The sequence below is a fragment of the Bradyrhizobium sp. USDA3516 genome, assembly GCF_057651995.1.
The window spans coordinates 120,868-139,359 of sequence record NZ_JBYGYN010000001.1 but is presented as its reverse complement, the minus strand read 5'-3'; the positions used below and the strand labels follow the sequence as shown (position 1 = coordinate 139,359).

The following is an 18,492-nucleotide window of genomic DNA, read 5'->3' as shown; positions in this document are numbered from 1 at the left end:
ATGCCCGGGCTTGTCCCGGGCATCCACGTTCTTCGTGCGGCGCGGCCAAAAACGTGGATGGCCGGGACAAGCCCGGCCATGACGCAAGTGGAGATATTGGGCCTGAAGGCTACGCCGCGCGCACGCCCTTCAGGAATGTGCCGACTTCGCCGGAGAGCTGCTCGGCCTGCTTGGAGAGGTTGCTGGCTGCCGCGAGCACCATGCCGGCGGCATTACCGGTCTCGTTGGCTGCCGTGCTGACGCCGCCGATATTGGTGGTGACCTCCTTGGTCGCCTCCGCGGTCTGCGAGACGCTGCGGGCGATCTCGGCGGTGGCGGCGCCTTGCTCCTCGATGGCCGCGCCGATCGAGGTGGCGATGCGGCTGACCTCCTCGATGGTGGCGGTGATGCCGCCGATCGCATCGACCGCTTCCTTGGTCGCGCCCTGGATCTGGGCGATCTTGTCGCCGATCTCGCGGGTGGCTTCCGCGGTCTGGCTCGCCAGCGACTTCACCTCGGAGGCGACGACGGCGAAGCCGCGGCCGGCTTCGCCGGCGCGCGCGGCCTCGATGGTGGCGTTGAGGGCAAGGAGATTGGTCTGCGCCGCGATGTTGGAGATCAGCTCGGCGACGTGCTCGATCTGCTGGGCGCCGTCGGACAGCGCGCGCACGATGGTGTCGGTGCGGCGGGCACTGTCCACCGCACGTCCCGTGACCTCGGCGGATTGGGCGACCTGGCGGCTGATCTCGGTGATGGAGGAGGAGAGCTCCTCGGCGGCGGAGGCGACGGTCTGGACGCGCTGGCTGGCCTCATTGGCGGCCGAGCCGACAACGGCGGCGCGGCGATTGGTGCCTTCGGCGGTCGAGGACATCGACTTGGCGGTGGTCTCCAATTCGCCGGAGCCGGAGGCCATCAGGCCGACGAGCTGGCCGACGGAAGCATCGAAGCGGTCGGCAAGGGCGATCAGGGCCTCGCGCTTCTCCTGCTCGCTGCGGGCCTTGGCCGCGACCTGCTCGGCCTCCAGCGTGCGGGCCGTGAGCGCAGTCTGCCTGAGGATTTCGAGCGTCTCGGCCATGCGGCCGATCTCGTCGCCGCGGTCGGTCTCCTCGACCGGCTTGTCGATGGCGCCTTCGGAAATCGCCTGCATGCGGTTCTTCTGACGGTCGAGCGCGCCGAGCACGTCGCGGGCGATCAGCCAGGACAGCGCCGCCATCAGCAGCATCAGGCCGACGCCGATGGCGCCAAGCTCCAGCGTCAGCGCGCGCACGTCGGCGTCGATGTCGTCGACATAGAGGCCGTAGCTGATGGTCACGTTCCAGGGCGCGAACTTGCGCGCGAACACGGTCTTGCGGAGCGGCTCGGTCTGGCCGGGACGGGGATAGAGATAGGAGGTGACGCCGCCCTGCTCAGTCGCGCTGCCGGCCTTGATGATGGCGTCGGCAATCAGCACGCCGTTGGAATCCTTGGCGCCGGTGATCTTGCCTTCGAGCTGCTGATTGGCGCCGTTCACGACCAGGGAGCCGTCCGGATTGTAAACCACCGGATAGCCCTGATTGCCGTTGAAGTTCATGCGGCGGCCGCGCTGGTGGAACAGGCTCTTGGCCTCGGCCGGTGTCAGCTTGCCGGCAGTCACCTCGTCCTGCAGCGCCTGGGCGTAGTTGTAGAGGAGCTCGACGGCGGTCCGCATCTGCTGGACGCGGTCCTCCATCATCCGGCTCTTGCTGAGCACGGCCGATACGCCGATGATGGCTGTGACCGTGAGCGCCGCAAGGCAGACCATGCTGGCAAGCTTGGTGCGGATCTTCAGATGACTCAGCAGTTTCATCACGGCCCCTACGCAATGGTTGTTATTGCTCGCACCGGTAGCATGAAGTTCTTACCAATCATGAATGGAGGCATGCGGCCTGCCACGCGGACGGCATTTGCAAGCGCGTGCGCATTCGTGCAGGCAAATCGCCGTGCAGACGGGCTCCAGCCCGTCTGGGAAAGGGGATCGATCTCGGATTTTGGCAGCTAGACCGTCTGGATGGACCTGCAATGAATCGATTCGGTCATCGCATCATCATGTCTCTGCTGCTCGTCGCGGCCATCGTTCTGATCTGGAACGTGCTGGGGGCGCGCTGAGACGGCACCGGAGATCTGCCGGTGCCGTCGTGCTTAGCGGACAGGGTGTTGTCAGCCGGGCGCGGATGCGTCGGCGGTCCGGCTGTTATTTCTTGCCCATCGCTGCGTCGGCACTGACCGAGCCGCCGCCGGCCGCGGAGAGGTACAGGCACGAAAAGCAGAACAGAATCGCCGCGGTGCCGCCGTTGAGCAGCGGCAGGAACACCGGCGTCTCACCCTTGAACATGTGGCCCATGAAATAGGCGAACGCCATTTCACCTGAGAGGATGAAGGCGGTGAGGCGGGTGAACAAGCCGATCATCAGGAGCGCGCCGAGCACGAGCTCCAGCGCACCGGCCGTCCAGATCAACGGCGGGATGTTGGCGAAGTAGGGAAGCACCGGAAACTTGAAAATCTTCGCGACGCCGTACTGGAACAGCAACAGGCCGGTGATGAAGCGAAACAGGCTCAAGAGAACCGGTTGAAAGCGAGTGAGATAAGGAAAGTCCATTGGTTTTGCCCTCCATCCAATGCTGGACCCAATGTTGCGACTTGGACCGTATTCAGTTTCGTCTCGCAAGCCACCCGAGATCAATTCCACGCTGACATTTTCGTCATGTCGGGCAAAACAGCGCAGACCCCCGTTCTACCGCGCGCGCCCCGTATCTTTGCGTGTGTACTGCTCCGCGTCTGCCCGTACTATTCCGGTGAAGCAAAGGGATGCAGGTTACGTCGGGGAGACCTACTCCCGCAAAGCAGGAACGATCAGGAACGGAATCATGCCGAGGATCACGCTCGCAAGTGCGAAGGCAAGCAGGAGATCGTAGCCGTGCGTGGCGTCGTGGATCAGGCCGCCGCTCCATGAACCGAACGCCGAGCCGAGGCCGCTGCCGATCGAGATCGTGCCGAAGATGGTGCCGACGCGCCTGCCGCGAAAGATCTTCATCGCAGTGGCGCTGATCAGCGGTCCACGCGAGCCCATCATGCTGCCGAAGCAGACGACGAAGCCGGTGAGCAGGACGACGTTCGGATAATATTGCAGCAGCCAGAGCAGAACGATGCCGAGAATCGAGATCGCGTAGCTGAGCAGCACCGAAGGCCGGCGTCCGATCAGGCCATCCAGCGCGGAGACGCCGAGCATGCCGAACACCAGCACGACCCCGGAGAAGCCCCAGGCGGTCGCAGCCTGGAGCGGCGGAAAGCCGGCGTCGATCAGGTAAGCCACGATCTGGGCCGCGATCGCATACATGCCGACCGCGGTGAAGAAGAAGGTCGAGAACAGCGCCCAGAAGGCATGGTGACGCATCGCGCTCGCGAGCGTCCAGCCGCTGTCGACGAAGGCAGGATCGCTCTTCTTGGCGATATGGGGCGAGCCGGCCGCGAACATGCGCCAGGGCAGCAGCAGCAGCGGCACCAGCAGGGCGAGCGCGGCGAGGCCGTAGACCTGATAGGTCTCGCGCCAGCCAAGATGATCGATCAGAAGCTGCGAGGCCGGGAGCAAGGCCAGCACGCCGCCGCCCATTGCCGAATAGACCACCGCCATCGCGGTCGGCAGGCGCGGTCCGAACCAGCGGCCGAGCAGGATCGAATTGGGCACATTGCCGATGAAGGCAACGCCGATGCCGACGCAGATGCCGATCGAAAGCTGGAATTGCCAGAGCGCTTGCGCGTGGCTGGCGATCAGAAAGGCCGAACCAAGCAGGAGCAGGCCGAGCGCATAGACGAGGCGCGGGCCGGAATGATCGAACAGGCGCCCCACGAAGGGTGCGGTCAGGCCGCTGACGAGCCAGGTGAGTGAGTAGATCGAGACGGCCTGGGCGCGATCCCAGCCGAGGCTCTCGGAGATTGGCTTGAGGAAGACCGTGAAGCTCTCGCTCAAGCCCCGGCCAAGAACAGCCAGCGTGAAGCACAGGCCGAGCACGACGAGTGCGGTGCGCACCGCGTTCTGCCGGGTGCTACCGATCCGTTCCTTGCTCGTTTCCGCTTCCTTGGGCGTGTTCTGGTCCATTGCCGTCAGGGAGCGCGCATCCATGCGGCCTGACAAGCAGTGAAAACCTCATACGCCTATGCAGGCTTGATGAGCACGTGCTTCTTCTTGCCGAAGGACAGCTTGATCACGCCTTCCGGCGTCAGATTGCCCGCCGACAATGCCATCTTCTCGTCGGTGACTGATACGTCGTTGACGCGCAGGCCACCGCCCTTGATCTGGCGCCTCGCTTCGCCGTTGGAGCCGACGAGGCCGGCCTTGACGAAGGCGTTGAGCACGCCGAGGCCGACGTCGAGCTCGCCGCGCGGAATTTCCACGGTCGGCAGGCTTTCGGCGAGCGCGCCTTCCTCGAAGGTGCGGCGCGCGGTCTCGGCGGCTTCGTTCGCGGCGTCGCGGCCGTGCAGCAAAGCGGTCGCTTCGGTTGCGAGCACCTTCTTGGCCTCGTTGATCTCCGAGCCGCCGAGCGCCTCGAGCTTTTTGATCTCGGCCATCGGCAGCGTCGTGAACAGCTTCAGGAACCTGCCGACGTCGGCGTCCTCGGTGTTGCGCCAGTACTGCCAGAAATCGTAAGGGCTGAACTGGTCGGCGTTGAGCCACACCGCGCCTTGCGCGGTCTTTCCCATCTTGGCGCCCGAGGCGGTCGTCAGCAGCGGCGTCGTCAGCGCGAACAGCTGGTGGGTGCCCATGCGGCGGCCGAGATCGACGCCCATGACGATGTTGCCCCACTGGTCCGAGCCGCCCATCTGGAGGCGGCAGCCGGTGCGCTTGGCCAGCTCGACGAAGTCGTAGGCCTGGCAGACCATGTAGTTGAACTCGATGAAGCTCATCTCCTGCTCGCGCTCGAGTCGCAGCCGCACCGAATCCATGGTCAGCATGCGGTTGACCGAGAAGTGCCGGCCGACGTCGCGCAGCATCTCGATCCAGTTCAGCTTGGTCAGCCATTCCGCATTGTCGAGCATGACGGCGTCGCTCTTGCCCTCGCCGTAGCGCAGCACCTTGGCGAACACGCCGCGGATCGATGCCTTGTTGGCCCCGATCTCGGCGATGGTGCGCATCGCGCGCGTCTCGTCCTTGCCGGAGGGATCGCCCACCATGGTGGTGCCGCCGCCCATCAGCGTGATCGGCTTGTTGCCGGACTGCTGCAGCCAGTGCAGCATCATCATGGTCAGGTAATTGCCGATGTGCAGCGAGCGGGCGGTGCAATCGTAGCCGACATAGGCGGTGGCCTCGCCCTTGGCGGCGAGCGCGTCCAGCCCCTCGAAATCGGAGCATTGGTGGATGAAACCACGTTCCTGCAGGGTGTTGAGGAAATCCGATTTAAATGCAGTCATCTGTCGGCGTGCCTGACAATTCTTGGTTTACCGTTTGGGGCGCAATTTAAGGGTCTTCCGCCGGAACCCGGTTGGCCGCCCGCCACTTGCCGCGTTGGCATTATAAGATGTGTCCCTCTGGCACAAGATCGGCATGCCCGGGCGGGTTTCTTGAGGACGCTGGTCCATGATGTTGACGGCACTCGGTTTGATGAGCGGCACCTCGCTGGACGGGGTGGACGTCGCGCTGATCGAAACCGACGGAAAGCAGGTGAAGGCGCTCGGGCCGTCCGGTTACCGGCCCTACGGCCCCGCCGAGCGCAACCTGCTGCGCCAGGCGCTGAGCGAGGCCGTGCATCTGCAGCAACGCGACGCCCGCCCGGGTAGTCTGGGCGATGCCGAGCGTGCGGTGACGCAGGCCCATGCCGAGGCGGTTGCCGCCTTCCTCGCCCAGAACCGGATGAGGGCGGAGGACATCGACATTGTCGGCTTCCACGGCCAGACCGTGCTGCACCGGCCCGAAAGACGGCTGACGGTGCAGATCGGCGATGGGCCGGCGCTGGCAAGGGCCATCCATATCCCCGTGATGCACGACTTTCGCGCCGCCGACGTCGAGGCCGGCGGGCAGGGCGCGCCGCTCGTGCCGGTCTACCACCGCGCGCTCGCCCATTCGCTGGAGCGCGAAGGGCCGATCGTCGTGGTCAATATCGGCGGCGTCTCCAACATCACCTATATCGACGGCAACGATGCCTTGATCGCCTGCGACACCGGCCCCGGCAACGCGTTGCTGGACGATTTCATGTACCGCACCATGAACCAGGCCTTCGATGCGGAAGGCAAGTTCGCCGCGCTCGGCAAGGTGGACGAAGCCTGGATCGCGCGGGCGCTGGAGCTGCCGTTCTTCGCAAGCCCGCCGCCGAAATCGCTCGACCGCAACGATTTTGCGGCCCTGCGGCTCGGCGACGTGCTGCCTGCCGACGGCGCGGCGACGCTGACCGCCTTCACCGCCGCCGCGATCGCCCGAATCATTCCGCTGTTGCCGCGGCGGCCGCGGCGCTGGATCGTCTGCGGCGGCGGCGCGCGCAACCTCACCATGCTGCGGATGCTGCGGGAGCGGGTGGGATCGGCCAGTGTCGAGGCCGCCGAGACGCTCGGCTGGGCCTCGGACGCCATCGAGGCGCAGGCCTTCGGCTTTCTCGCCGTCCGCGGGATGAAGGGCCTGCCACTGTCCTATCCGGCGACCACGGGCGTGCCGATGCCGATGACCGGCGGGGTAATCGCCAGGCCCTGAAGATGACTACCTGAGGATCACGCTCGGTTGATGCAAATGCATTGATCTTGACGGGTGGATGCAATTGCATCTATGTTGGATGCAATTGCATTTAACCGTCGGGATCGTTGCCATGACATCTTCGCTCAATACGCCCGCGTCACTGAAACTGATCAGCCACAAGCTTTGTCCCTATGTGCAGCGCGCGGTGATCGCGCTGAAGGAGAAGAGCGTCCCGTTCGAGCGGATCGACATCGATCTCGCTGACAAGCCCGACTGGTTCTTGAAGCTCTCGCCGCTCGGCAAGGTGCCTGTGCTCGTCGTCACCGGCGATGACGGCCGCGAGGTCGCGCTGTTCGAGAGCAACGTAATCTGCGAGTACATCGAGGAAACCCAAGGCGGCGCGAAGCTGCATCCGGTGGATGGGCTGAAGCGGGCCGAGCACCGCGCCTGGATGGAGTTCGGCTCGGCGATCCTCGGCGACCTCTGGGGCCTGGAAACCACGACCGATCCGGCGACGTTCGAAAGCAAGCGCCAGGCACTCGCGACAAAATTCGCGCGGCTCGAGGCCGCGCTCGGCGCGGGCCCGTACTTCGCCGGCGAAGCGTTCAGTCTGGTCGATGCGGTGTTCGCACCTGTCTTCCGTTACTTCGATCTGTTCGACGAACTGACCGAGCACGGCATCTTCACGGATGTTCCGAAGGTCCGTGCGTGGCGCGCCGAACTGGCGAAGCGTCCAAGTGTCCGCACTGCCGTCGGCGAAGACTATCCGCAACTGTTGCGCGCCTTCCTCGTTCGCCACGACGCGCACCTCCTCAAGCTCGCGGCGTGAGCGCACGCTGATGTCGCAATCCCTCGCGTGGCTGATGCTCGTGATCGCGGGCCTGCTCGATGTCGGCTGGGCGATTTCGATGAAGTACGCCGAAGGCTATACGCGCGTCGGCTGGAGCATCGCCTCGCTTGTGCTGCTCGCTGCCTTCGTCTTCCTGCTCGGGCGTGCCTTGAAGGTGCTCGAGGTCGGCGTCGCCTATTCGGTGTGGACCGGCATTGGCGCGGCCGGCACTTTCATCATGGGCGTCGTGTTGTTCGGCGAGACCTTGAGCGCGATGAAGCTTGCCGGCATCGCGCTCGTCTTGATGGGGATCGTCGCGCTCAAGCTGGCGTAGTCAGTTGCTGCGATCAGATGCACCCATCCGCGAGCAGCAGCCTGCTGGTCGTCGTCGCCTGACGCAGTTTGAACAGGGGTTGAATGTCAGGATCATCCAAGAAGGCCTGAGCCTTCTCGCGGTCCGCAAATTCGATGATGACGAGACGCTCGGGCGCCCAGTCGCCCTCAATCGTTGTCGGCTCGACGCCGCGGACGAGGTATCGCCCTGCGTGCTTGGCGATGAACGCCGGAACTTCAGCGATGTAAGTCTTGAATCCGGCGTAGTCGTTCACCGAGAGATCAAGAACCAGATACGCCTTCATCGCTCGCAATCTCCAACGTGATGGGTCCGCAGCCATGCCGCGAACCCATCCACGTCGGAAGATACTACCGCACGTTGGCGAGGCGCATGTCCAGATACGCCGTGATGGTTTCCATCAGCGGCTCGAGCTTGGAATCGAAGAAGTGGTTGGCGCCGGGGATGATCTGCTGGTCGATCACGATGCCCTTCTGCGTCTTCAGCTTCTCGACCAGCGTGTTGACGTCCTTGGGCGGCACCACCGCATCCTTCTCGCCGTGAACGATCAGGCCTGAGGACGGGCAGGGCGCGAGGAACGAGAAGTCGTAGAGGTTGGCCGGCGGCGCGATCGAGATGAAGCCCTCGACCTCGGGGCGGCGCATCAAGAGCTGCATGCCGATCCAGGCGCCGAAGGAGAAGCCGGCGACCCAGCAGGCGCGCGCCTCGGGATTGATGGTCTGCGCCCAATCCAGCGCGGCGGCCGCATCCGACAATTCGCCGGTGCCATGGTCGAACGAGCCCTGGCTGCGACCGACGCCGCGGAAGTTGAAGCGCAGCACCGAGAAGCCGCGATGCGCAAAGGCGTAGTAGCACTGGTACACGATCTGATGGTTCATCGTGCCATGGAACTGGGGATGCGGATGCAGGATCATCGCGATCGGTGCGTTCTTCTGCTTGGCCGGGTGATAGCGGCCTTCGAGGCGGCCGGCAGGGCCGGTGAAAATGACTTCAGGCATCGATGATCTCTGATCTAAGTCCCTTGGAGGTGATCCCTGCGCAATCGTCCGATTGTGGCTCTCGCAGCGTTGCCGCCGACGAGAGCGCGGATGAAAGGTGGAAAGGCGCGCCCTCGGATGATGTGCGAGTGGCGCGCAGGTGAACTGACGCGCGCTTCTAACACAAGGCCAGGGTCAAAAAGCAAGCTTCTTCGACATCTCTCAATCAGCTCAAGAGCTTAGCCAGTCATTGCAATGTCATCTCCGGCTTGCCTCTCGCGACCTGGACCTGCCTGAATCAACCGAGCGCGGCAAGAGCCGGCCGTCCCGCCGGAGGGCAATATCCAACCCATTGAAATCATGACTTTTTAGGGATCGCCGGGGGCGCTTCCCGCCGGCGCGGTTCGGCTTCCGAGCGCGGCGACTGCCGGCCGGTAGCGCCGGCTGCCGCCGAGCGTTTGCCCGTTGTCGAAGGCGAGCTCGAAATCTCCTGATGGCTTCAGGTCCACGCCGCGCACCCGGCCGAGATTGGCAAGCTTGGTCCGGTGGACGCGAACGATGGAAAAGCGCGCCAGCTCGCTTTCCGCCGCCGCCAGCGTGCCCCGAATGAGGTGCCGGGTGCCGTCGGCGAGGCTGTATTCGATGTAATTGCCGGCGGATGCGACCCAGAGGATCTCGCGCGGCACCACGCGAATGCGGCTGGTGCCGTCGCGCAGCCAGATCAGATCGGGTGATGACGGCAGCGGCGGGGTGGGCGGCGGCGACGATCCGACTGCCGCGCTCTTCAGCTCCCGCCGGCTTTCGAGCAGCCAGATCGTGGCAGCGATCAGGACAAAGGCCACGGCGTCTTTTCGGAATTCGTACAGGACCGTCGCGAGCGAGAAACGGAAATCGTAGGCGCCGCCGGCGAGCCAGAGCGCGAGCTTCCGCACCCAGACCATGCCGGTGATGTGAAGGGTGGAGAAGCCGAGCAGGGCGATCGCCCCGATGGCAACCTGTGCGGCGAGGCCGGGTGTCCGGCGCATGCGGCGGACCGCCAAGACCAGGATCGGCAGCAACAGCAGGATGACGGCGATGCTGGACATCTCCCAGAACAGCCGCCGGCCGATGTCGTACCTGTCGCCGCGCCAGGCCGCGTCCTGGGCAAACGAAAACGCATTGACTACTCCGATCACGAGCGCGACGGCCGCGATCGCTGCGAACATCATCCGGTCGCCGCCGCTGATCCCGAAAGACCCACGACTCGTCCCAGCTGCCGGCGGCTCATCCCCTCGGGTCCGATTCTGATCCCAAACCGGCTCGACGCGCGCCGCAGGCGGCGCATTTTCGGTGTCAGCCATTTCGGTGTCGCCCTGACCCCAAAACCGCGTTCGTCGTCCCGTCGAGGAGCAGAAAACCATGACAACACCACAGCAATCCCAAAGCTCGGACAGGCGTATCGACCTGGATTGGGTGCGGATTTTAGCCTTCGGGCTGCTCATCTTCTACCACGTCGGCATGCTCTACGTGTCCTGGGGATTTCACATCAAGAGCGCGCACCGGCTGACCTGGCTGGAACCGGTGATGCTCTTCCTCAATCCGTGGCGGCTGTCGCTGCTGTTCCTGGTGTCAGGGGTTGCCACCCGCTTCATGCTCGGCAAGTGGAGCCTCGCCTCGCTTGCTGGCGCGCGATCGGCGCGGCTCCTGATCCCGCTGATCTTCGGAATGCTCGTGATCGTGCCGCCGCAGGCCTATCTGCAGATCGTCGAAAGCCTCGGCTATCCCGCCGGCTTCTTCGATTTCTACGCCAGGCACTACTTTGCCTTCGGCGCGCAGTTCTGTCCGAAGCCGTGCATCGTGTTGCCGACCTGGAACCATCTCTGGTTCGTGGTCTATCTGTGGGTCTACACGATGGCCCTGATCGGCGTTCTCGCGCTGTGGCCGGCCGGCGCTGACTGGCTCGGCCAAAAACTGGCCCGCTTGCTCGCCGGGCCATGGCTCCTGATCGCGCCCTGCCTGCTGTATGCGGCCTGGCGCCTGGTGCTGTTCCCGGCTTTCCCGTCGACACACGCGCTGTTTGGCGACTGGTACAACCACGCGGACCACGCCACGGCCTTCCTGATCGGTTTCCTGCTGGCCAAGCAGGAGGAGGGGATCTGGCGCGAACTCGAACGCCTGCGCTGGGCGGCCCTGCTGGCGGCCGGCGCCTGCTTCGCTGCCTTCATCCTGGTACGCGCCGGCCTGCTTGCGCCGTCGCCCATGCTGAAGTGGTTCGCCGCCTCGGCCTATGGTTGCTATCAATGGCTTGCGATCGCCGTCGTGCTGGGCTTTGCGCGGCGCACCTTCACCGCCGACAGCCCGGCGCGGCGCTACCTGACCGATGCGATCTTCCCGTACTACATCGTGCATCAGACCGCGATCATCGTGATCGCGCATCAATTGCACGACAGCGGTCTGTCGGCCGGCATCGAAGCGTCCATTGTCATCGTCGGGACCGCGCTCACATGTGTGGCGAGTTATGAGATCGTCCGGCGCGTGGCCTGGCTGCGGCCGCTGTTCGGGTTGCGGGCGGTGCCGCGAACCCTGCGGAGGGTGGAGCAGCAGCCGGCCTGACGAGCGCACGCCCTCCGATTGGCCGGACGACAAAAGGTGCTAAGAGGGCCAGATGCCGAACCGTGTCTATCTCGACTGGAATGCGACCACGCCGCTGCGCCCCGAGGCGCGGGCGGCGATGGTTGCGGCCTTCGACCTGGTCGGCAATCCATCCTCGGTCCATGCCGAGGGGCGGGAGGCGCGGCGCTTGGTCGAAGAAGCCCGCGCGACGCTTGCGGCCGCGGTCGGGGCGCAGCCGCGCAACGTCGTCTTCACCTCCGCTGGAACCGAGGCCAATGCGCTCGCGCTCTCGCCGGGTTTGCGGGGCGCCTCCGGCGGCCCTGTCGAGCGGCTGCTGGTCTCGGCGGTCGAGCATGCCTCGGTGCTAGCCGGCGGCCGGTTCCCGGCGGACAAGATCGGCCTGATCGAGGTGACGCGCTCCGGCGTGGTCGACCTCGATCATTTGCGGGCGCTGCTGAAGGGAGGCCCACCAGCCCTGGTCTCGATCATGGCCGCCAACAACGAGAGCGGCGCCCTTCAGCCGGTCACAGAGGCTGCAAGCATCGTCCATGAGGCAGGCGGCCTGCTGCATGTCGATGCGATCCAGGCGCTCGGCAAAATACCCTTCAATATCAATTCGATAGGCGCAGACCTTGCGACGTTTTCTGCGCACAAGATCGGCGGCCCCAAGGGGGTCGGCGCCCTGGCGATGACCGATGGGATAGCCGGCCTGGAGCCGGTGCTGCGGGGCGGCGGCCAGGAGCTCAGCCGCCGGGCCGGCACCGAGAACATTGCCGGGATCGCCGCCTTTGGGGCAGCGGTGAAGGCTGCGCTTCAGGCTCTGCCGGAGGATGTGAAGCGTATGGCAAGCCTCAGAGATCATTTGGAAAATGGTCTCTGCGACGTTCCCGGGACGACAGTCTTTGCGGAAGACGTAGCGCGGTTGCCAAACACCGTGCTCTTCACGGCGCCGGGCTTGAAGGCCGAAACCGCCGTGATCGGCTTCGATCTGGAGGGCATCGCGGTCTCCTCCGGCTCCGCTTGCTCCTCCGGAAAGGTCCAGCCGTCTCACGTCCTGTCCGCGATGGGTTATGATCCCGCGGTGGCCCAGGGAGCGGTGCGTCTCAGTCTGGGCTGGTCCACGGAACCGGCGGACATCAATAGGGCGTTAGAGGCTTGGCGAAAGCTTGGTAATACCCTACTTAAGGCTTGAAGCGACGAAACACGGCTTGAACGGTTCTAAGCCCGTGCTTTCCGCAGAGAAATATCGTAATACTCGTTCGAGTTTGATCCACCGCGGTCCTTGAAACCGCGAGCGGAGGATGGAATGCCAGCCGTACAAGAGACGGTCGAGCGCGTGAAGCGCATCGACGTCGACCAGTATCGTTATGGGTTTGAGACCCTGATCGAGTCCGACAAGGCCCCCAAGGGGTTGTCGGAAGATACCGTCAAGTTCATCTCTGAGAAGAAGAACGAGCCCGCCTGGATGCTGCAGTGGCGGCTGGAGGCCTATCGGCGCTGGCTGACCATGCAGGAGCCGACCTGGGCCCGAGTCGACTATCCCAAGATCGACTTCCAGGACCTTTATTACTACGCGGCGCCGAAGCCGAAGAAGACGGTCTCCTCGCTGGATGAGATCGATCCGGAGATCCTGAAGACCTACGAGAAGCTCGGCATTCCCTTGCGGGAAGTCGCCATGCTCGAAGGCGTCGAGCCGAAGCCCGGCGAAGAGGATCCCGCCCGCCGCAAGATCGCGGTCGATGCTGTGTTCGATTCGGTCTCGGTTGCGACCACGTTCAAGGCCGAGCTGAAGAAGGCCGGCGTGATCTTCATGCCGATCTCGGAGGCGATCCGCGAGCATCCCGAGCTGGTGCAGAAATATCTGGGCTCGGTGGTTCCGACTTCCGACAATTTCTATGCCACGCTGAACTCGGCTGTGTTCTCCGACGGCTCGTTCGTCTATGTGCCGCCGGGCGTGCGCTGCCCGATGGAGCTGTCGACCTATTTCCGCATCAACGAGCGCAACACCGGCCAGTTCGAGCGCACGCTGATCATCGCCGACAAGGGCTCCTACGTCTCCTATCTCGAAGGCTGCACCGCGCCGCAGCGCGACGAGAACCAGCTGCACGCCGCCGTGGTCGAGCTCGTCGCGCTCGACGATGCCGAGATCAAATATTCGACGGTGCAGAATTGGTATCCCGGCAATTCGGAAGGCAAGGGCGGCATCTACAATTTCGTCACCAAGCGTGGCGACTGCCGCGGTGCCAATTCCAAGATCTCCTGGACCCAGGTCGAGACCGGCTCCGCCATCACCTGGAAATATCCGAGCTGCATCCTGCGCGGTGACAATTCGCGCGGCGAGTTCTACTCGATTGCGATCTCGAATGGCTACCAGCAGGTCGATTCGGGCACCAAGATGATCCATCTCGGCAAGAACACGTCGAGCCGGATCATCTCCAAGGGCATCGCCGCCGGCAAGTCGCAGAACACCTATCGCGGCCTCGTCACGGCACACCGGAAAGCGACCGGCGCGCGCAACTTCACCGCCTGCGACTCGCTGCTGATCGGCGACAAATGCGGTGCGCACACCGTGCCCTATATCGAGGCCAAGAACTCCTCGGCGACGTTCGAGCACGAGGCGACGACCTCGAAGATCTCCGAGGACGTGCTGTTCTACTGCATCCAGCGCGGGCTTTCGCAAGAAGAGGCCGTCGGCCTCGTCGTCAACGGCTTCGTCAAGGACGTGCTGCAGCAGCTGCCGATGGAATTTGCGGTGGAAGCGCAGAAGCTGATCTCGATCTCGCTTGAAGGGTCGGTCGGCTAATTGCCGACCCTCGCGGTGCGCACCTCGCGCTCCAACATCAATTGAATAAACTGGATACCAAGATGGCTTTGCTTGAAGTGAAAGACCTCAAGGTTCGTGTCGAGGAGCGTGAGATCCTCCATGGGCTGACGCTGACCGTGAACGAGGGCGAGGTGCACGCGATCATGGGGCCGAACGGCTCCGGCAAGTCGACGCTCTCGCACGTCATCGCCGGCAAGCCCGGCTACGAGGTCACCGACGGCCAGATCCTGTTCAGGGGCGAGGACCTCCTGGAGATGTCGCCGGACGAGCGCGCCGCTAAGGGCGTATTCCTGGCGTTCCAGTATCCGGTCGAGATTCCCGGCGTCACCACCATGAATTTCCTGCGCACCGCGCTGAATGCACAGCGCAAGGCGCGCGGCGAGAGCGAGCTGATGGTGCCTGATTTCCTCAAGAAGGTCCGCGAAGTCTCGAAGTCGCTGAACATCCCGCAGGACATGCTCAAGCGCGGCGTCAATGTCGGCTTCTCCGGCGGCGAGAAGAAGCGCAACGAAGTGCTGCAGATGGCGCTGTTCGAGCCGAGCCTGTGCATCCTCGACGAGATGGATTCCGGCCTCGACATCGACGCGCTGCGGATCGCGGCCGACGGCGTCAACGCACTGCGCTCGCCGGGGCGCGCGATGGTCGTCATCACCCACTATCAGCGGCTGCTGAACTACATCGTGCCCGACGTCGTGCACGTGATGTCCAGGGGCCGTGTCGTGAAGAGCGGCGGCAAGGAATTGGCGCTGGAGCTGGAAGCCTCCGGCTACGCCCAGTTCGAGGATGCCGCGTAAGGAATTTTTGAGATGAACGTTGCTGTGGCAAAGACCGGGAGCGGCCGCGCGGTGAGCGATCTCTTCGCAAGCGCCGAAGGCCGGCTGCCGGGTTCGTCCGCGGTCACCGCCGTGCGCCGCGAGGCGTTCGAGACCTATGAGCGTCTCGGCCTGCCGCACCGCCGGATCGAGGAATGGAAATACACCGATCTGCGCGCGCTGGTCGGCGAGGTGCTGCCGCTGGCCGCCGTGCCCGATGCGACCGCGCTGAAGCGCGCCGCGGACGCGGTCAAGGCGCATGCAATCGCGGGCGCCCGCAAGCTGGTGCTGGTCGACGGCATGTTCGCAGCCGAGCTCTCGGACGTGAAGACGCTTGCGTCCGAGGCCGGCTTCAAGGCTCTCCGTGAGACGCTGGACAAGGATGCTGGTCTCCTCAAGACCGCGTCCACCGATGCCGTGATCGCGCTGAACGCGGCGCTGGCGACCGACGGCGTGGTGCTGTCGATCGCGGATGGGACGCAGCTCTCTGCGCCGATCCAGATCATCCATGTTGCGACCGCCGCATCGGCCTCGGCTTTCACCCGCTCGCAGGTGGTGATCGGGAAGGGCGCCCGCGCCACCATCATCGAGAGCTTCGTCGCCGCCGGCGCTGCGACCTACCAGGTCAACGACGCCGTCATCGTCTCGGTCAGCGACGACGCCGACGTCGCGTTTGTCCGGCTGATGGACGATGCGCCTGACGCGGTGAACATCACCTCGCAGTTCGTCACCGTCGGCGCAAATACCAAGCTCAACTTCTTCAACATGACCAGCGGCGCTGCGGTCAGCCGCCTGCAAGGGTTCATTACGCTGGCGGGCGAGGGCAGCGAGCTCTCGGTCAACGGCGTCAACCTTCTGAAGAAGACCGAGCACGGCGACACCACGCTGGTGGTCGACCATGCCGTGCCGAATTGCGTCAGCCGCGAGACCTTCCGCGCCGTGATCGACGAACGCGGCCATTCGGTGTTCCAGGGCCGCATCATCGTCCGTCCCGACGCGCAGAAGACCGACGGCAAGATGATGACCCGGGCGCTGCTGCTCTCGGACGAGGCCGAGGCCGACAACAAGCCCGAGCTCGAGATCTTCGCCGACGACGTCTCCTGCGGCCACGGCGCCACCGCCGGCGCGCTCGACGACAGCCTGCTGTTCTACCTGAAGGCCCGCGGCCTGCCGGAGAAGCAGGCCCAGGCGCTGCTGATCCAGGCCTTCGTCGGCGAGGCGATCGAGCAGATCGCCGATGATGGCTTGCGCGAGCACGTGATCGGCATCGCCGAGCGCTGGCTGGAGCGGCGGTCATGAGCACGCATCCGGCGGTCAAGAACGGCGCCTATGACGTTGCGCGCGTGCGCCAGGATTTTCCGGCGCTCGCGATGCAGGTCTACGGCAAGAAGCTCGTCTATCTCGACAACGCCGCCTCTGCGCAGAAGCCGAGTGCCGTGCTCGACCGCATGACGCAGGCCTATACGAGCGAATACGCCAACGTGCATCGCGGCCTGCACTACCTCGCCAATGCCGCGACCGAAGCCTACGAGGGTGCGCGGGCAAAAGTTGCGCAGTTCGTCAACGCCCGTCGGACAGAGGAAATCATCTTCACCCGCAACGTCACCGAGGCGATTAACCTCGTGGCGTCGTCCTGGGGCGAGCCGAACATCAAGCAAGGCGACGAGATCGTCCTCTCGATTATGGAGCACCATTCCAACATCGTGCCCTGGCATTTCCTCAGGGAACGCCATGGCGCAGTGATCAAATGGGCGCCCGTCGATGACGAGGGCAATTTCCTGATCGACGAGTTCGAGAAGCTGCTGACGCCGAAGACCAAGCTTGTCGCCATCACCCAGATGTCGAACGCGCTCGGAACGTTCGTTCCGATCAAGGAGGTGGTACGGCTGGCCCATGATCGCGGCATTCCGGTGCTGGTCGACGGAGCGCAAGGCGCGGTGCATCTGCCCGTCGACGTGCAGGATCTCGACTGCGATTTCTACGCGTTCACCGGCCACAAGATCTATGGCCCGACCGGCATCGGCGCGCTCTATGCCAAGCATGAGCACCTCGTCGCGATGCGGCCCTTCAACGGCGGCGGCGAGATGATCCGCGAGGTTGCGAAGGACTGGGTCACCTATGGCGATCCGCCGCACAAGTTCGAAGCTGGCACCCCGCCCATCGTCGAAGCCGTCGGCCTTGGCGCCGCCATCGACTACGTCAATTCGATCGGCAAGGAACGCATCGCCGCCTACGAGGCCGACCTCACCGCCTACGCCCAGGAGCGCCTGCGCGAGATCAACTCGCTCCGGCTGATCGGCACGGCGCGGGGCAAGGGCCCCGTGATCTCCTTCGAGCTCAAGGGCGCGCACGCCCACGACGTCGCCACCGTGATCGACCGCCAGGGCATCGCAGTGCGCGCCGGCACCCATTGCGTGATGCCGCTTTTAGAGCGGTTCAACGTCACGGCCACATGCCGGGCCTCGTTCGGCATGTATAATACGCGGGAAGAAGTCGATCATCTGGCACAGGCGCTGCTGAAGGCGCGGGATTTGTTCGCATGAGTGACACGGCCGAAATCAAAGCCAATCCGATGGAGACCCATTCGGCATTGCCGCCGGAGGAGACCGAGCGTCTCACCACCGAGATCATCGCCGGGCTCAAGACCGTGTTCGACCCGGAAATCCCCGCCGACATCTACGAGCTCGGCCTGATCTACAAGGTCGAGATCAAGGACGACCGTTCGGTCGACGTGCAGATGACGCTGACGACGCCGAACTGTCCGGCCGCCGGCGAGCTGCCGACCATGGTCGAGAACGCGGTCGCCAGCGTGCCCGGCGTCGGCGTGGTCGACGTCAAGGTCGTCTGGGAGCCGCCGTGGTCGCCCGAACGCATGAGCGACGAGGCGCGCCTCGTGCTGAACATGTGGTGACGCCCCCCAACGCGCATTGAATTCGCTTCGCAACGGACCACATAGGCAACATGACCCAAATTTCGTCCGGCTCGACACCAGCATCCACTCCGAAGCCGCGGCGGCCGCGCCCGCAGGTGATGCGGCTGACGGACGCCGCTGCCCAGCGCATCACCGAGCTGACCCAGCGCGCGGACTCGGAAATCGTGGGCTTGCGCGTCGGCGTGAAGAACGGCGGCTGCGCCGGTCAGTCCTACACGGTCGAATACGCCCACGACATCCGCCCGACCGACGAGGTCGTCGAGGACAAGGGCGTCAAGATCCTGATCGATCCCAAGGCCGTGCTGTTCCTGCTCGGCACCGAGATGGACTACAAGGCCGACAAGATGCAGGCCCAGTTCGTCTTCAACAACCCCAACCAGATCTCCGCCTGCGGTTGCGGCGAATCGGTCGAACTGCGGCCGGCCAAGATCGACGGGTAATTTCGGCCTACGCTCTGCTCTCTTGTCCCGGACGCGCTGCAGCGCGCTTGCGCTGCTGCGCAGAGCCGGGACCCACGCTATA

18 protein-coding genes are annotated in these 18,492 nt (G+C 64.5%); 11 read left to right on the top strand and 7 right to left on the bottom strand.

The genetic code is table 11. The features are described 5' to 3' along the window. Positions 1–109: 109 nt before the first annotated feature. The 4 genes from AC24YW_RS00820 to tyrS form a co-directional block, all read right to left on the bottom strand. Positions 110–1,804 (bottom strand): methyl-accepting chemotaxis protein, encoded by a 1,695-nt coding sequence (locus AC24YW_RS00820; RefSeq protein ID WP_487480917.1) that lies wholly within the window; start codon positions 1,802–1,804, stop codon positions 110–112. 384 nt (positions 1,805–2,188) lie between these two features. Further along, positions 2,189–2,593, bottom strand: coding sequence for a DoxX family protein (locus tag AC24YW_RS00815; protein WP_487480916.1), 405 nt, complete (start codon positions 2,591–2,593; stop codon positions 2,189–2,191). A 231-nt stretch (positions 2,594–2,824) separates the two neighbouring features. Beyond that, a complete protein-coding gene (locus AC24YW_RS00810) occupies positions 2,825–4,090 on the bottom strand; it encodes an MFS transporter (RefSeq protein WP_487481826.1) in 1,266 nt (421 codons plus the stop codon). Positions 4,091–4,146: 56 nt separating this feature from the next. Beyond that, complete coding sequence (gene tyrS, locus AC24YW_RS00805; protein WP_487480915.1) at positions 4,147–5,400, bottom strand: tyrosine--tRNA ligase; 1,254 nt, start codon at positions 5,398–5,400, stop codon at positions 4,147–4,149. A 166-nt stretch (positions 5,401–5,566) separates the two neighbouring features. Between tyrS and AC24YW_RS00800 the strand changes: the two genes are divergently transcribed. The 3 genes from AC24YW_RS00800 to AC24YW_RS00790 all read left to right on the top strand — a co-directional run bounded on the left by AC24YW_RS00800 (position 5,567) and on the right by AC24YW_RS00790 (position 7,815). Beyond that, positions 5,567–6,670, top strand: a complete 1,104-nt coding sequence (locus tag AC24YW_RS00800; protein WP_487480914.1) for an anhydro-N-acetylmuramic acid kinase — start codon at positions 5,567–5,569, stop codon at positions 6,668–6,670. Positions 6,671–6,782: 112 nt separating this feature from the next. Next, positions 6,783–7,481: a glutathione S-transferase family protein gene (locus tag AC24YW_RS00795; RefSeq protein ID WP_487480913.1), complete on the top strand. Its 699-nt coding sequence runs from the start codon at positions 6,783–6,785 to the stop codon at positions 7,479–7,481. 10 nt (positions 7,482–7,491) lie between these two features. Further along, positions 7,492–7,815, top strand: coding sequence for a DMT family transporter (locus AC24YW_RS00790; protein WP_487480912.1), 324 nt, complete (start codon positions 7,492–7,494; stop codon positions 7,813–7,815). A gap of 13 nt (positions 7,816–7,828) precedes the next feature. On the opposite strand, the gene AC24YW_RS00785 is transcribed toward AC24YW_RS00790, so the two are convergent. From AC24YW_RS00785 to AC24YW_RS00775, 3 genes are all read right to left on the bottom strand, one after another. Continuing rightward, a complete protein-coding gene (locus AC24YW_RS00785; RefSeq protein ID WP_487480911.1) occupies positions 7,829–8,119 on the bottom strand; it encodes a DUF1330 domain-containing protein in 291 nt (96 codons plus the stop codon). Positions 8,120–8,183: 64 nt separating this feature from the next. Further along, positions 8,184–8,831: an alpha/beta hydrolase gene (locus AC24YW_RS00780; protein WP_025036034.1), complete on the bottom strand. Its 648-nt coding sequence runs from the start codon at positions 8,829–8,831 to the stop codon at positions 8,184–8,186. Between the two features lie 347 nt (positions 8,832–9,178). Then, positions 9,179–10,018 (bottom strand): LytTR family DNA-binding domain-containing protein, encoded by an 840-nt coding sequence (locus AC24YW_RS00775; RefSeq protein ID WP_487480910.1) that lies wholly within the window; start codon positions 10,016–10,018, stop codon positions 9,179–9,181. A gap of 190 nt (positions 10,019–10,208) precedes the next feature. Between AC24YW_RS00775 and AC24YW_RS00770 the strand changes: the two genes are divergently transcribed. From AC24YW_RS00770 to AC24YW_RS00735, 8 genes are all read left to right on the top strand, one after another. Next, on the top strand, positions 10,209–11,402 hold the full coding sequence (locus AC24YW_RS00770) for an acyltransferase family protein (RefSeq protein ID WP_487480909.1): 1,194 nt from the start codon (positions 10,209–10,211) through the stop codon (positions 11,400–11,402). 52 nt (positions 11,403–11,454) lie between these two features. Next, positions 11,455–12,594, top strand: coding sequence for a cysteine desulfurase family protein (locus AC24YW_RS00765; RefSeq protein ID WP_487480908.1), 1,140 nt, complete (start codon positions 11,455–11,457; stop codon positions 12,592–12,594). Positions 12,595–12,708: 114 nt separating this feature from the next. Next, positions 12,709–14,205, top strand: a complete 1,497-nt coding sequence (sufB, locus tag AC24YW_RS00760) for a Fe-S cluster assembly protein SufB (RefSeq protein WP_487480907.1) — start codon at positions 12,709–12,711, stop codon at positions 14,203–14,205. Positions 14,206–14,267: 62 nt separating this feature from the next. Beyond that, positions 14,268–15,020 carry a Fe-S cluster assembly ATPase SufC gene (gene sufC, locus AC24YW_RS00755; RefSeq protein WP_487480906.1) on the top strand — a complete coding sequence of 251 codons (753 nt, stop codon included), beginning with the start codon at positions 14,268–14,270 and terminating at the stop codon, positions 15,018–15,020. Between the two features lie 12 nt (positions 15,021–15,032). Further along, a complete protein-coding gene (gene sufD, locus AC24YW_RS00750) occupies positions 15,033–16,337 on the top strand; it encodes a Fe-S cluster assembly protein SufD (protein WP_487480905.1) in 1,305 nt (434 codons plus the stop codon). After that, a complete protein-coding gene (locus AC24YW_RS00745; RefSeq protein ID WP_487480904.1) occupies positions 16,334–17,581 on the top strand; it encodes a cysteine desulfurase in 1,248 nt (415 codons plus the stop codon). The genes sufD and AC24YW_RS00745 overlap by 4 nt, the downstream gene beginning before the upstream one ends. Then, complete coding sequence (locus tag AC24YW_RS00740; protein WP_063683732.1) at positions 17,578–17,949, top strand: SUF system Fe-S cluster assembly protein; 372 nt, start codon at positions 17,578–17,580, stop codon at positions 17,947–17,949. Before AC24YW_RS00745 ends, AC24YW_RS00740 begins: the two co-directional genes overlap by 4 nt. A gap of 50 nt (positions 17,950–17,999) precedes the next feature. Then, the gene (locus AC24YW_RS00735) at positions 18,000–18,410 is read left to right on the top strand and encodes a HesB/IscA family protein (protein ID WP_487480903.1); all 411 of its coding nucleotides are present in this window, start codon (positions 18,000–18,002) and stop codon (positions 18,408–18,410) included. Positions 18,411–18,492: the final 82 nt, after the last annotated feature.